The organism is Halomonas sp. NyZ770, from assembly GCF_020616575.1.
Taxonomy (GTDB): domain Bacteria; phylum Pseudomonadota; class Gammaproteobacteria; order Pseudomonadales; family Halomonadaceae; genus Vreelandella; species Vreelandella hamiltonii.
In genome coordinates, this window is record NZ_CP085143.1 from 2,098,909 (window position 1) to 2,112,445 (window position 13,537).

At 61.0% G+C, this 13,537-nt stretch carries 12 protein-coding genes; 4 read left to right on the forward strand and 8 right to left on the reverse strand.

The window, feature by feature from the left end; genetic code table 11:
* The first annotated feature begins 101 nt into the window (after window positions 1–101).
* Entirely contained in the window at window positions 102–596 is a 495-nt protein-coding gene (gene rraA / locus LG409_RS09650) for a ribonuclease E activity regulator RraA (RefSeq protein WP_193461906.1), read from the forward strand.
* A gap of 87 nt (window positions 597–683) precedes the next feature.
* A complete protein-coding gene (locus tag LG409_RS09655) occupies window positions 684–2,567 on the forward strand; it encodes a glycerophosphodiester phosphodiesterase family protein (protein WP_052196471.1) in 1,884 nt (627 codons plus the stop codon).
* 22 nt (window positions 2,568–2,589) lie between these two features.
* Here LG409_RS09655 and ggt read toward each other — a convergent pair whose 3' ends face one another.
* Window positions 2,590–4,377 carry a gamma-glutamyltransferase gene (gene ggt / locus LG409_RS09660; RefSeq protein WP_039182172.1) on the reverse strand — a complete coding sequence of 596 codons (1,788 nt, stop codon included), beginning with the start codon at window positions 4,375–4,377 and terminating at the stop codon, window positions 2,590–2,592.
* Window positions 4,378–4,559: 182 nt separating this feature from the next.
* The gene (ppsA, locus tag LG409_RS09665) at window positions 4,560–6,944 is read right to left on the reverse strand and encodes a phosphoenolpyruvate synthase (protein ID WP_227406548.1); all 2,385 of its coding nucleotides are present in this window, start codon (window positions 6,942–6,944) and stop codon (window positions 4,560–4,562) included.
* Window positions 6,945–7,301: 357 nt separating this feature from the next.
* Between ppsA and ppsR the strand changes: the two genes are divergently transcribed.
* Window positions 7,302–8,135, forward strand: a complete 834-nt coding sequence (gene ppsR / locus LG409_RS09670; protein ID WP_016913992.1) for a posphoenolpyruvate synthetase regulatory kinase/phosphorylase PpsR — start codon at window positions 7,302–7,304, stop codon at window positions 8,133–8,135.
* A gap of 9 nt (window positions 8,136–8,144) precedes the next feature.
* Here ppsR and LG409_RS09675 read toward each other — a convergent pair whose 3' ends face one another.
* The 4 genes from LG409_RS09675 to LG409_RS09690 form a co-directional block, all read right to left on the reverse strand.
* A complete protein-coding gene (locus LG409_RS09675) occupies window positions 8,145–8,723 on the reverse strand; it encodes a hypoxanthine-guanine phosphoribosyltransferase (RefSeq protein WP_096922894.1) in 579 nt (192 codons plus the stop codon).
* A 30-nt stretch (window positions 8,724–8,753) separates the two neighbouring features.
* Window positions 8,754–9,773, reverse strand: a complete 1,020-nt coding sequence (gene nagZ, locus LG409_RS09680; protein ID WP_039182183.1) for a beta-N-acetylhexosaminidase — start codon at window positions 9,771–9,773, stop codon at window positions 8,754–8,756.
* Window positions 9,774–9,856: 83 nt separating this feature from the next.
* Window positions 9,857–10,372, reverse strand: a complete 516-nt coding sequence (locus LG409_RS09685; RefSeq protein ID WP_144983298.1) for a L,D-transpeptidase — start codon at window positions 10,370–10,372, stop codon at window positions 9,857–9,859.
* Entirely contained in the window at window positions 10,350–11,036 is a 687-nt protein-coding gene (locus LG409_RS09690) for a TetR/AcrR family transcriptional regulator (protein ID WP_039182189.1), read from the reverse strand. Before LG409_RS09690 ends, LG409_RS09685 begins: the two co-directional genes overlap by 23 nt.
* 224 nt (window positions 11,037–11,260) lie before the next feature.
* Between LG409_RS09690 and lexA the strand changes: the two genes are divergently transcribed.
* Entirely contained in the window at window positions 11,261–11,938 is a 678-nt protein-coding gene (lexA, locus tag LG409_RS09695) for a transcriptional repressor LexA (RefSeq protein ID WP_096922892.1), read from the forward strand.
* A gap of 34 nt (window positions 11,939–11,972) precedes the next feature.
* On the opposite strand, the gene LG409_RS09700 is transcribed toward lexA, so the two are convergent.
* The gene (locus tag LG409_RS09700; protein WP_189464044.1) at window positions 11,973–12,644 is read right to left on the reverse strand and encodes an energy-coupling factor ABC transporter permease; all 672 of its coding nucleotides are present in this window, start codon (window positions 12,642–12,644) and stop codon (window positions 11,973–11,975) included.
* Window positions 12,645–12,667: 23 nt separating this feature from the next.
* Window positions 12,668–13,522: a formyltetrahydrofolate deformylase gene (gene purU / locus LG409_RS09705; protein WP_189464045.1), complete on the reverse strand. Its 855-nt coding sequence runs from the start codon at window positions 13,520–13,522 to the stop codon at window positions 12,668–12,670.
* Between the last annotated feature and the right edge of the window lie 15 nt (window positions 13,523–13,537).

The window sequence follows — 13,537 nt, forward strand, 5'->3', positions numbered from 1 at the left end:
AGAGACGCCACGCGACTCTGAGCCGATGACCGAACGCCCCTTCCTTCGCAGGTCGGGGCGTTTTTATTATCAGCGGCGTCACTCACTGACAGGAGACCCTCATGACGACCACACCTTACGTCGTTACCCCCGATCTGTGCGACCAGTACCCTGAGGTCAAGGTGCTCGAGCCGATGTTTGGCAACTTCGGCGGCGTCGATCACTTTTACGGGCCTATTCGTACCGTCAAATGCTTCGAAGACAACTCCATGGTCAAGCAGGCCGTCGCCGAGCCCGGTGAAGGCGCCATCCTGGTGGTGGATGCAGGCGGCTCTCATCGCTGCGCCATGCTGGGCGACATGCTGGCTGAACAAGCCGCCAAAAACGGTTGGGCAGGCGTCATCATGTATGGCTGTGTGAGAGACGTGGACATTCTGGCCACCCTGCCACTGGGCGTGCAAGCGCTGGGCAGCCACCCTCGTCGCAGCGAAAAACATGGCGAAGGCCAGCGCGACGTGGCAGTGACCTTTGCAGGCGTCACGCTGCAGGTGGGTCAATGGCTCTACGCCGACAATAACGGCATCATCGTCGCCGAACAGCCGCTCAAACTCTCTTGAACGCGCCTAACCCCAGCTAACCCGCCAGACTTGTCAGTGGTGGCAGATAGTGCCACCCTGATATTTCATTTTCATGCCACGGACACCATGCAGCCGCTCAAGCCACTGGGCTATGCCCTACTTCGCACCCTTCGTGACCACCTGCGCCCACTGATTGCCTACCACCTGCTGTTCACGCTGTTGGCATCGGCCGTGGTGTTGCCGCTGGTGGCTTGGGCTTCCCAGCGATTCATGGCGCAGCTCAACCGAACCGTGGTCACCAACGATGCCTTGCTGGCGCTGCTGTTCAGCCCCCTGGGCTTGTTCACCCTTCTGGCAGGCCTTGCGGTCACTTTCTTGCTGATCTACTGGCAGCAAGCGGGCATGCTTCAAGTGGCCAGCAGGCCCAAGGACAACCATTACCGCCTGGCACTGGAGGCCCTGTGGCTCAGCACTCGGCGCCTACCAGCACTGCTGCTGCTGGTGATCCTGCAGGTGGGTGCCCACCTGCTGCTGCTGGCCCCCTTCATGGTCGCCATCGCCTGGCTATACGACCTCTGGCTCAGCGGTCTTGACCCCTACTATCTACAGCGTGTACGCCCTCCGGCGCTGTGGTACTTCATTGCCTGTGCGTTGCCGGTCGTGCTGCTGTGGATGAGCCTGGCTGCCTGGCTGTATCTGCGCTGGCTACTGGCTCTGCCGCTGGTGGCGCTGGAACAGTGCCACCCGCTGCAGGCCTTGAAGCGCAGCGTGCACCTTACCCGGGGCTGGCACCGCTCCATTGGCGCGGCGGTGCTGCTGTTACTGCTCGTCATCATTGCCTTGCCGATTGCCACCACCTGGCTCTATGACACACTCGTCACGCCGCTGCTCTGGTGGCTGCCCGAGCACAGTGCCGTCCTGGTACCGGCGATGCTGGCCTATCTGACCGGCTATGTCCTGATCACCCTGACCATCACGTTTCTGGGTATTACCACCCATGCGCTGCTGTCGGCCTGCCTTTACTTGCAGCTTGCCTATCGGGAGGCTCGGCCTGCCGCTCCCGAGAGCGAACAGACAGGCCGTTTGGCCTGGGCATTGGAAGTGTGCGTCTTGCTGATTGCCGCACTGCAAGCCTGGTGGATACTCAACAGCTTCGAAATACGCGACAACGTCGCCATCATCGCCCACCGAGGCAGCTCCATGGTGGCGCCTGAAAACACCTTGGCCGCCGTGCGCCAGGCACTGGACGATGGTGCTGATGCCGTCGAGTTGGACGTGCGTCTCAGCGCCGACCAGCAGGTCATGCTCTACCACGACCGCACGCTGGCTCGGCTCACCGGTGACCCCAGGGAGTTTGGCGAACTGACCCGCGACGAACTGAGCGAGTTCGATGTGGGCAGCTGGTTTGGCGATGCCTTCCAGAACGAACGAATCGCCGGGCTGGACGAGACCCTGGCGCTGGTGAAGGGCCGCGCCGCGCTGATGATCGACATGAAACCGCTCCCGGGCCAGGAGGAAGCGCTGGCTCAAGCGGTACTGGATGAACTGGATGAGGAAAACGATCGTCGCTACCGCTGCTGGGCCACCCAGCACGATGCCTTGAATGGAATGGCCGCCTGCGGATTCCCGCATACGCTGCTGGAAATGCGCATGGCCACCATGTCGCCCGCGCTGGTCAACTTCATCAAGCAGCGGGCGCCCGAGCTGAGGGTGACACTACTGGCGCAGCTGATACTCCCCGGCACGCTCGACCGTCGTCAATTCGATGCGCTGGGCTTGCGACATAACCGCATTACCCGACAGGAAATCCGTCTGGCGGCACTGTATGGTTATGAAATCCATGCCTGGACGGTGAATGACCGAGCCAGGATGTCGACGCTGATCGATCTTGGCGTGGATGCCATCATCACCGACTATCCTGACCGCTTGAGGGAACTGATCGAAGACCGCCATGCCATGAGCGATGGCGGCCTGATGCTGGTAAAACTGCGCAACTGGCTACGTCAGTAGCGCGAGACGGCGGGCAAGGACATCACTCACCCATGACCACGCCCTCACGACGCGGGTCGGCGCCACCGTACAAGGTGCCGTCCTCCAGCTTCATGATGGCTTGCAGGCCACTGGTCAATTCCCGCTCACTCACCTGATGTCCGCGCCCACGCAGTGCCTCGGCGGTCTCCTCCGAGAATCGCCCCTCCTCCAGGTAGACATCGCCTCCCAAGGTGATGGCATGAGGCAGATCCAGCGCTTCCTGAGCATCGAGCCCCCAGTCACGCATGGCCACAAGGCTTCTGGCCGTGTAATGAATGATCGCTGCGCCACCTGGCGAGCCCAGGCTGGCCACCAGCTCACCGCTTTCCAGATCGAAGACCAGGGTCGGGCTCATGCTGGAACGGGGACGTTTGCCGGGCTCAACGCGGTTGGCCACGGGGAGGCCTTCACTTTCCGGCTCGAAGGCGAAATCGGTCAGCTCGTTATTGAGCAGATAGCCCCCTGCCAGCCCCGTGCCCCCGTCTGCCAGGATACGTGACCCAAAGGCTTGCTCGATGGTCGTGGTCATGGCCAGCGCATTGCCATCGCCGTCCACGATGCTGATGTGGCTGGTGCCATACTCAGGCTGTTCGGGCTGGCTGGCAAAGCTCACTTCCAGCTCACCGGGGTTGCCAGGCTCGACGCTATCGCCCAGTGACGCTTCGCCCATCAGGCGACTACGCTGGTTGAGGTATTCAGGGGCCAGCATCGTGCGCCAATCGCCTCCCGGCGCCTCGACAAAATCAGGATCGCCGATGTAGCGACCTCGGTCGGCAAAGGCCAGCCGAGACGCTTCGAGGAACTGATGCAGCCAACCGCTACTGGGAGCACCGTTATCCAGCGGTGCTTCGATCAACGGCTGCTGATCGAGAATACCGAGGATTTGCATGACGGTGATATGACCCGACGACGGCGGCGGGAAGCCACACACTTCCCACTCCTGCCAGGGCGTACAGATCGGCTCACGCTCCACCGGCTCATAGCCGCTGAGGTCGTCCAGGCTCATCTCGCCCGGACGCTGCGGATGGGACTGCACTCGGGCCACCAGATCCTCGGCAATCGCACCTTCGTGGAACGCGCTGCTGCCCTCTTCTGCCACTCGGCGCAAAATGGCGGCCAGCGCGGGATTGGTCAATGTGTCACCAACGGCCAGCGGCTCGCCTTGCTCATCGTAGTAGAACGCTCGGGCCAACGGGTCCTCGCGCAGCGCCGTATCGTTGGCCAGGCTGGTATGCAGCCGATGGCTGACGGCAAAGCCCTCTTCCGCCAGCGTAATGGCAGGGGTGAAAAGCTCTCGCCAGGCGAGTTGGCCATGTTCGGCGTGGGCCTGCTCCAGCATACGCAGTACCCCCGGCACCCCCACAGAGAGACCGCTGGCCACCGCCTCCATGAACGGCAGCGGCTCGCCATCTTCCATGAACAGCTCACCGGTGGCCGCGGCAGGCGCGGTCTCGCGACCATCGAAGGCCTGCACATTGCTGCCGTCGTAGTGCATCAAGAAGGCGCCGCCGCCGATCCCACTGGACTGCGGCTCTACCAGGGTCAGCACCATTTGCACGGCCACCGCCGCATCGATGGCGTTGCCACCGGCCTTGAGCACTTGATAACCCGCGTCAGTGGCCAGCGGGTTCGCCGCAGCAACGGCAAAGGATTCAACGGCCCAACCGGGCTTCTCCTCATACCCTGAGCCTACTTCCGGCGACATCTCGGGGGCTTGGTAACTAAACCCCCAGCTCACCATAGGAACGAGTAGTAGGCCCGTCAGGGGGATTGCCCGTTTAGGCAGCATAATTTCTCTCCTTTTAACCAGGACACAGGCAGACATCGCACAGCGCCTCGGGGGCGCCGTCATCCAGAGCGGCGTCATCCAGAGCGGTGTTATCCAGAACAAAGCGTAGCCTATAAAACCCGTGCGCCCGGCACAATGGCCGGGCGCAAAATCAAACAGCAGGCTAACGAATGTCATGCCACTCAGGCGATACTCTCTCCGGCCAGCATGAACCAGGTTTCGAGGACCGCGTCCGGGTTCAGCGACACCGAGTCGATTCCTTGCTCCATCAGCCATTTGGCCAGGTCCGGGTGATCCGAAGGCCCCTGACCACAAATCCCCACGTACTTGCCTCGTGCCTTGCACGCCTGAATGGCCATGGCCAAAAGTTTTTTCACCGCCGGATTACGTTCATCGAACAGGTGGGCCACGATGCCCGAGTCACGATCCAGCCCAAGGGTCAACTGTGTCAGGTCGTTGGAGCCAATCGAGAAGCCGTCGAAATATTCGAGGAACTCGTCGGCCAACAGCGCATTGGCAGGCAGCTCGCACATCATGATGACCTTGAGGCCGTCAGGGTCGCTGCTGCCACCGCGCTTCAGGCCGTTGGCGGCCAGCAGCTCGACCACTTCACGGGCTTCATCCGTGGTGCGTACGAAAGGCACCATGATCTCGACATTGGTGAAGCCCATCTCTTCACGCACGCGCTTCAGCGCCCGACACTCCAGCTCGAAACAGGGGCGGAAGGCATCGGAAATGTAGCGAGAAGCGCCACGGAAGCCCAGCATGGGGTTCTCTTCACCTGGCTCGTACAGCTTGCCGCCTATCAGGTTCTCGTATTCGTTGGATTTGAAATCCGAGAGGCGAACGATCACCCGCTGCGGATGAAACGCCGCCGCCAAGGTGGAAATCCCCTCCACCAGCTTGTCCACGTAGAAACTGACCGGGTCGGCGTACCCTGCCGTACGCAGGTCGATCACCTGCTGAAGGTCAACCGGCAGCGTTTGATAATCCAGCAGCGCCTTGGGATGCACACCAATCATGCGGTTGATGATGAATTCCAGGCGCGCCAGCCCCACGCCCGCGTGGGGAAGGCTGGCAAAGCCAAAGGCACGGTCCGGATTGCCCACGTTCATCATGATCTTGAAGGGAATCTCCGGCATGGCATCGACGCTGGAGACGTTGCAATCGAAGGCCAGCAGGCCTTCATACACATGGCCGGTATCGCCCTCGGCACAGGAGACCGTCACGTCGCAGCCTTCCTGCAGCTGCGTGGTGGCATCTCCACACCCCACCACCGCGGGAATGCCCAGCTCACGGGCAATGATCGCCGCATGACAGGTACGCCCACCTCGGTTGGTGACGATGGCTGATGCCCGCTTCATGATCGGCTCCCAGTCGGGGTCGGTCATGTCGGTGACCAGAATGTCACCCTCTTGAATCTTGTCCATCTCGTCAGGACTGAGCACAATCTTGACCGCACCACGACCAATGCGTTGCCCAATGGCCCGACCAGTGATCAGCGTGCGGCCCTTTTCGCGCAGCTGGAAGCGCTCCAGCTTGCCGCCCTCCTGCTGGGAAACGACGGTTTCAGGACGTGCCTGCACGATGTACAGCTTGCCGTCATCACCATCCAGCGCCCACTCGATATCCATGGGCCGCTGGTAATGCTGCTCGATGGTGACCGCCTGACGGGCGAGGTCCATGATCTGCTCGTCGTCGATACAGAAACGCCCGCGATCCTTGTAAGGCACGTCAACGGTTTCCACCGAACGACCTGCGCTGGCATCCTTGCCGTACACCATCTTGATCAGTTTCGACCCCAGGGTACGACGCAACACGGCCGGACGCCCGGCGGCCAGCGTGGGCTTGTGCACATAGAACTCGTCAGGGTTGACCGCCCCTTGCACTACGGTCTCGCCCAGCCCCCAGGAGGCGGTGACGAACACCGCGTCCCGGTAGCCGGACTCGGTGTCCAGGGTAAACATGACACCGGACGCACCGATCTCGGAGCGCACCATTTTCTGCACACCGGCCGACAGGGCAACGTTCTCATGGGCATAGCCCCGATGGACGCGGTAGGAAATTGCGCGATCATTGAACAATGAGGCAAAGACTTCGTGAACCGCATGCTTGATGTTGGCCAGGCCTTCGATATTGAGGAAGGTTTCCTGCTGACCGGCGAACGATGCATCCGGCAGGTCTTCCGCCGTTGCCGAGCTGCGCACCGCAACCTTCAGGCCGGGGTGTTTTGCCTGCAACTGCTGGTACGCCTGCTCCAATGCCGCTTCGAAGGTGGGCGGCAACGGCGTCTCGATGATCCACTGGCGGATACGCTTGCCAGCCTCGGCCAGCGCCTTGACGTCGTCGACGTCGAGACGTGCCAGGGTGTCGTTGATACGGTCGTTGAGGCCTTCGTGGGAGAGAAACTCGCGGTATGCATGGGCCGTAGTGGCGAAACCGCCGGGCACCGTGACACCCACACCGGCCAGGTTGGAGATCATTTCGCCAAGCGAGGCGTTCTTACCACCCACGCGTTCGACGTCCGCCATACCCAGCTGATCGAACCACAGAATGTACTCTTCCACGCAACCCCCTCACTCAGACATTGATGCAACCGTTGGGACGACACCCATTCACGCTGTCACCCTAGCATCGCGGCCCCCTATTCGCCATTGGTCTAACAGCGCAGGGAGTGGAGGATTTTTACAACATCGGCCGGAAACATGGCATTTATGTAGTCCGGACAGGACGCAGACCTGTTTGCGCGAGCACAATTGCGAGGCCAATCGCAAGTACCCTGCACACGCAAACCCTGCTCACGAAAACCCTGCACTCGAAAACCCTGCACTCGAAAACCCTGCACTCGAAAACGTTGTACTGCCATGGCACACGGCACACAATGAGCGCTCGTAAATCAGTTGGGTGAGGATGGCGGACAGACTATGAAACGAACAGCCTTTTTTATTTCCGATGGCACGGGGATCACGGCAGAAAGCCTGGGGCGCAGCCTGTTGGCGCAGTTCAGTGACGTGGACATCAACATGATCACCAAGCCCTACATCGACACCTTGGAAAAGGCTCAAGCCGTCGCCGAGATCATCGAGTCCACCGCGATGCGCGACGGTGTTCGCCCCATCATCATCGACACCATCGTCGACCAGCAGATCCGCAACGTCATCCGACAGGCCTCCGGCTTCAAGGTCGATATCTTCTCGACGTTTCTGGAACCGCTGGAGCAAGAGCTGGGAACGCACTCTTCCTATAGCGTGGGGCGCACCCACTCCATAGGCAGCGACGATGTCTACATGGACCGTATCCACTCGGTGCATTTTGCACTGGATAACGATGACGGTGCCCGCACCCATCAATACGACAAGGCAGACATCATTCTGGTGGGGGTATCTCGCTGCGGTAAAACGCCAACGTCCTTGTACCTGGCGCTTCAATTCGGCATTCGCGCGGCCAACTATCCGCTGACCGAGGACGACCTGGATGAAGATGGCCACTTGAAATTGCCGAAAGCGCTGGCACCGCACCGGCACAAGCTGTTCGGCCTGACCATCGATGCCCGGCGACTGGCGGCCATTCGCAACGAGCGTCGCCCCAACAGCCGCTACAGCTCCATGGATCAGTGCCTGCAGGAAGTCGAGCAGGCCGAATCGCTCTACCGCAGCATGAACATTCCTTTCATCGACACCACACGCTTCTCCGTGGAGGAGATCTCCACCCGCATGATTGCCGAAACCGGCCTGGCAAGACGTTTCTCGCCCCGCTAGGCCAGTGCTTTACATGCCCTTGGGCGCAAAAATCCCCGGGGCATTCCGCCAGTAGCCTTTGTAGTCCATGCCGAAACCGAAGACGTAGCGGTCGGCGACTTCCAGACTGCAGTAATCGGCCTTCAGGCCAGGCACCGCTTTGCGGTCGTGCTGCTTGTCCACCAGGACGGCAGTGGTCACGCTGGCAGCCTGGGCTTCCTTGCAGTACGCCAGGATGGCCGCCAGGGTGGCGCCTTCATCGAGAATATCGTCGACGATCACCACATGCCGACCCGCCATGGGGACTTCCGGAGAGACCCGCCAGAACAGCTCGCCGCCGCGCAGTTCATTGCGGTAGCGGGTAGCGTGCAGGTAGTCCACTTCCAGTGGGAAACCCAGACGCGTCAGCAGATGACCGGTGGTGATCAACCCTCCGTTCATGACGCAGTAGAAAACCGGCAGCTTATCGCCCAGGTCACGGGTAATCTCTTCCGCCATACGGTCCAGCGCACGCTCGACCTGCTCCTGTGAAATCAAGCAGTCGGCGTTGTCCATCAACTCGCGCATGGAGTCCAGCGACTCCAGCGCCTCTTTATCCAATTTGGACATCGAGCCTCTCCAAAACAGTTTATGGGTCAATTAGCTGGCGTCAGCGACCAGCGCTTCCAGCCTGGCGTGGGTCTTGCGCCAACGGCCCAGCGCGGCCAGTGCTTCCAGCTGCGGTCGCGCGCGACCATAACGCAGCTTGGCGGGCCGCTTGTTGAATACGTCATGACAGGCCTGCACCACTTCCAGCGCAGCCTCACGGTCGTTGCAGATCAGCAGCATGTCGCAGCCCGCTGCCAGGGCAGCCTTGGCACGCTCGGCGGGGCCACCCGCCTCATGAGCCCCCGCCATGCTCAGGTCATCCGAGAAGATGCAGCCTTTGAAGCCCAGCGACTCACGCAGCATGCCTAGCCAACTGGGCGAAAAACCGGCCGGACGCGAATCGAAGGCAGAGTAGACGATATGGGCGGGCATGACGCCGTTGAGCAGCGTGGCAAGCTGGCTGAAGGGCACCAGGTCGTGCTCCTTGATGGCCGAGAGCGGACGCTCATCGACAGGGAGGGCGGTGTGCGAATCGGCCCCCACGCCGCCGTGGCCGGGAAAGTGCTTGCCCACAGCTGCCATTCCCGCCTCATGCAATCCGTGCACGAAGGCTTGCCCCAGCAAGGCGACGTGCTGAGGGTCTCGGCTGAAGCTGCGCTCCCCGATCACGCTGGAAATACCGCTGTCCACGTCCAGCACGGGGGCAAAGCTGATGTCCAGGCCACAGGCGGCCATTTCCATGCCCAGCAGCCAGCCGGTATCTTTGGCCAGCGCCAGCCCTACCGACTGATCATGGGCAAACACGTCGCCAATCCGAGCCATGGGCGGCAGGCGCGTCACGCCTTGCCGGATACGCTGGACCCGACCGCCCTCTTGGTCGACGGCCAATAGCAGGTCGCCGCGCACACGACGAATGCTGTCACACAGCTCCCGCACTTGGGTGGCGCTTTCCACGTTACGAGCAAACAGAATCACGCCACCTACCGCGGGATTCTTCAGCAGGCGCTTGTCTTCCTTGGTCAGGGTCTGGCCTTCCAGGTCGAGCATGACCGGGCCTAAAGGTTGAGTCATCGTACTGGGTCCAGGAAAAAGGGCGTCATTCTAGACCACCCGTGTGATCTTTCAAAATGTGGAGTATGCCAGCGGGGAAAACGTCAATGCAGCCATACTGGCGTACCCGGCACAGCCCGTTTGAAAAGCCAGAGCAGGTCGGGATTACGTAGACGCACACAGCCGTGAGAAGCAGCAAGGCCCATGGGCTGGTCAGGGGGAGTACCGTGCAGGTAGATGTAGCGACGCTGGGAATCGACACAGCCGCCGCGATTGATACCGCGCTCCAGGCCACATAGCCACAGTATGCGGGTCAAGATCCAGTCGCGCTCGGGGAATTCGACCGCCAAATCGGCAGAGTAGACCTCTCCGGTCCAACGACGCCCCCGAAAGACCGCATCCTCGGGTAGCCCATCGCCAATCGCTGCTCGAATGTAGTGCCAACCCAACGGAGTACGTCCACTGCCCTCTTCTTGCCCTACGCCGGCCTTGCCCGTCGAAATGGCGCATTCATGCTCTAGCGCGCTCCCCTGCCACCAGCGCAGGCGTTGGGCCTCGGTGTCGATTTCCATCCAGCCACCGTCAACGGGCGGCAGGTCAGCCAATCTGGGCGTGTGCATGGGGCTTCTCATCCACGGTTGCTGCGGGCAACGGCATCGGCGCGCTCATGGCCGCCACCACGACGGGGCGCAGACGTCGGATCAAGTCGCGTACCGTTACCTGCTCTTGATAATCCTTGGCGGCGATATCGCGCAGTGCATCCAGGCCAGACAGAGTGAAAATCACCGTGCCCAGCATGAAGTGCAGCCGCCAGAAACGCTCGGCATCTGGCAGCTCGGGGGTCGCCCGGCGCACCAACTCCGTGAAGCGCGTGAAGACATCGCCATACTGCTGCTGAATGTAGCGACGCAGGTGTCCTTGCGCCTGGCTGTAAGCCAGCCCCAGCAGCCGCATGAACACTTTCAGGCTATGCCGCTCGGCAGGCACGGCCAGCACGGTAGTGGCCATGGTTTCCAGCAGCACCTCCAGAGGAATGGCCTGGCCTTCGTAGCGCGCTTCCAGCTCGTCCAGCGCAGTATGGAAGCGTTCGGAGAACGGGTCCAGGTAACGGGCAAATACCGCCTGTATCAGCGCTTTCTTCGACCCGAAGTGATAATTGACGGCAGCAAGGTTGACCCGCGCTTTGCTGGTGATATTGCGCAGTGATGTCTCGGCAAACCCCCGCTCTGCAAAGAGCACCTCTGCCGTATCCAAAATACGTGTGACCGTATCCGACTGGGCCATAGCGCCCTCCCAAAACAGGTGTTTAAAACATGGCGATCGCGTTGGCGAATAGTATGCCATTACCCCTGCTGGCTCAAACGATTATCCCGCTCAAGGTTCAGGCTGCGTGCCACGGTACGGATTGCAACTCATCATGTACTGGACAGAGCAACATACTGTATACTTAAACACATACTGATTTTACGGACATGTAGCGACTGTCTTTTCACTGTTTGGAGTCTGATATGTCACGCCCACTCACCGCACGCCAGCAGCATGTATATGATTTTATCGTGAAGACCATGGGCGAGCTTGGCTACCCCCCTACCCGCGCCGAAATCGCCAAGGCGCTGGGCTTTCGTTCCCCCAACGCCGCCGAAGAGCATCTGCGCGCTCTGGAGCGCAAAGGTGCCATTCGCATCATTCGCAATACGTCCCGCGGCATTCGCCTGCCCAACCAGGAACCGCTCGACGCCACGCCCCCGGCAGCCGAGCCTGCCAGCGCCGCCAACGATGCCACGCCCAGCGGGCTGCCGGTCATTGGCGAAGTCGCGGCGGGCAGTCCCATTCTGGCAGCGGAGCATATCGACCGTTACTGCCCGCTCCCTGCAGAGTACTTCACCCCCAAGGCCGACTATCTGCTGCGAGTTCGCGGCCTGTCGATGAAGGACGTGGGCATTCTGGAAGGCGATCTGCTGGCGGTGCATCGTACCGACCGCGTGCGTGACGGTCAGATCGTCGTCGCGCGCCTGGAAGACGAAGTCACGGTCAAGCGTTTTAAACGTCAGGGGCATCACGTCACGCTGCTCGCCGAGAACGAAGACTTCGCCCCCATCGAAATCGACCTGAGAACTCAACAGCTGGATATCGAAGGCGTCGGGGTAGGCGTCATCCGAGGCGGGAACGGCCAGGCACTGGGCTAAAATACTGGGCCAGGGCACTGGACCAAGCCACCGCCTACTGCATATCGATGTAACGATGGTCGTTGAACGTGGCGACCCAGTGCGGGTGGTAGACCAGCAAGATACTCAGCAGCATGCCGGTGATGAAGGCTTCCGAGGGCATCAGCAAGGGTAAAAAGCGGGCATACTCCTGAGCCAGATAGATCGCTTCAGGGTCGGTGCCCGCCACCAGAATCAACCCCACGGCCGCCAGCCCGCCTCCTAGCGTGGCCAGCGCAGCACCGAAAAAACCGCAGGCAAACAGAAACACCATCAGATTGTCCGGCAAGCGGCGATCCACGATACGCCATACCACCCCCGTGATCACGGCGGGCACCAGTCCCGTCACCAACACGTTGGGCCCCAACAGCTCCCAGGCATTGCGCCCGATCACCACCATCGCCACGTTGAGCAGCAGGTTGCTGATCAAGGCCAGGGGCACCTTGAACACCAATGTCATCAGCACCGTGAACACCAGATGCAGGGTCAACCAATCGACCGCCTGGGCCCGCAGCTGCCACATCAGCATCACGGCAAGCGTCGCGGCCATCCAGCGATGCTGCAAACCGGTATCTTCCAGCAGCGGCTGCCAGGGGCGCTGCCAAAGCACCCACCCCAGCGCACCTGCCGACACCAGCCAGGTAACCAGCAGTGCCCAGGTGGCCAGCACGCTTTGTGCAAAGGACATGGCGCCCCTCCCCGGTGGGCGAGTTAGCTGAACACGACGGTCTTGTTACCGTGAATCAATACGCGGTCTTCCAGATGCCAGCGCAGGCCGCGAGCCAGCACGGCTTTTTCCACATCACGGCCAAAGCGCACCAGGTCGGTGGGCGTGTGGCAGTGGCTTACCCGATGGATATCCTGCTCGATGATGGGCCCCGCATCCAGCTCTTCGGTCACGTAATGGCAGGTGGCACCGATCAGCTTGACGCCACGCTCGTAAGCCTGGTGGTAAGGCTTTGCCCCGGCAAAGGAGGGCAAGAAGCTGTGATGAATATTGATGACGCGCCCGGCATAGCGCTCGCACAACGAGGGGGGCAGTATCTGCATGTACCGCGCCAACACGACACAGTCGGCCCGTGCCGCATCGATTTGGGTTTGTACCTGCTCGAAAGCCGCCTGCTTGTTGGCCGGGTCCACCGGCACGTGATGATAAGGAATGCCGTACCACTCGGTGAGTGAACGCATGTCGTCATGATTGGAAATGACGCTGACGATATCGCAATCCAACTCGCCTGCCTGCCAGCGATACAGCAGATCCACCAGGCAGTGGGATTCCCGCGACACCATCAACACCACGCGGCGGCGCTTCTGGGTGTCCACCAGTGACCACTGCATATCGAATTCGGCGGCGACGGGTTCGAACGCCGTGCGCAGCGCCTCGGCCGACATGCCCAATGAATCGGCGAGAATTTCGTAACGCATGAAAAAGCGACCCGTCTCCAGGTCGGAGTGCTGGCTGGCCTCGGTAATCGAGCCGCCCTGCTGGGCAATGAAGCTGGAAACACGCGCCACGATGCCCACCTGATCCGGGCACGACACAACTAAACGGTAATAATGAGACATCAATGAACACTCTTG

What these genes read in the sequence shown, in the direction of transcription:
- rraA (WP_193461906.1), top strand. Translation starts at nt 102, where the DNA reads ATGACGACCACACCTTACGTCGTTACCCCCGATCTGTGCGACCAGTAC.
- LG409_RS09655 (WP_052196471.1), top strand. Translation starts at nt 684, where the DNA reads ATGCAGCCGCTCAAGCCACTGGGCTATGCCCTACTTCGCACCCTTCGT.
- ggt (WP_039182172.1), bottom strand. Translation starts at nt 4,377, where the DNA reads ATGCTGCCTAAACGGGCAATCCCCCTGACGGGCCTACTACTCGTTCCT.
- ppsR (WP_016913992.1), top strand. Translation starts at nt 7,302, where the DNA reads ATGAAACGAACAGCCTTTTTTATTTCCGATGGCACGGGGATCACGGCA.
- LG409_RS09675 (WP_096922894.1), bottom strand. Translation starts at nt 8,723, where the DNA reads ATGTCCAAATTGGATAAAGAGGCGCTGGAGTCGCTGGACTCCATGCGC.
- nagZ (WP_039182183.1), bottom strand. Translation starts at nt 9,773, where the DNA reads ATGACTCAACCTTTAGGCCCGGTCATGCTCGACCTGGAAGGCCAGACC.
- LG409_RS09685 (WP_144983298.1), bottom strand. Translation starts at nt 10,372, where the DNA reads ATGCACACGCCCAGATTGGCTGACCTGCCGCCCGTTGACGGTGGCTGG.
- LG409_RS09690 (WP_039182189.1), bottom strand. Translation starts at nt 11,036, where the DNA reads ATGGCCCAGTCGGATACGGTCACACGTATTTTGGATACGGCAGAGGTG.
- lexA (WP_096922892.1), top strand. Translation starts at nt 11,261, where the DNA reads ATGTCACGCCCACTCACCGCACGCCAGCAGCATGTATATGATTTTATC.
- LG409_RS09700 (WP_189464044.1), bottom strand. Translation starts at nt 12,644, where the DNA reads ATGTCCTTTGCACAAAGCGTGCTGGCCACCTGGGCACTGCTGGTTACC.
- purU (WP_189464045.1), bottom strand. Translation starts at nt 13,522, where the DNA reads ATGTCTCATTATTACCGTTTAGTTGTGTCGTGCCCGGATCAGGTGGGC.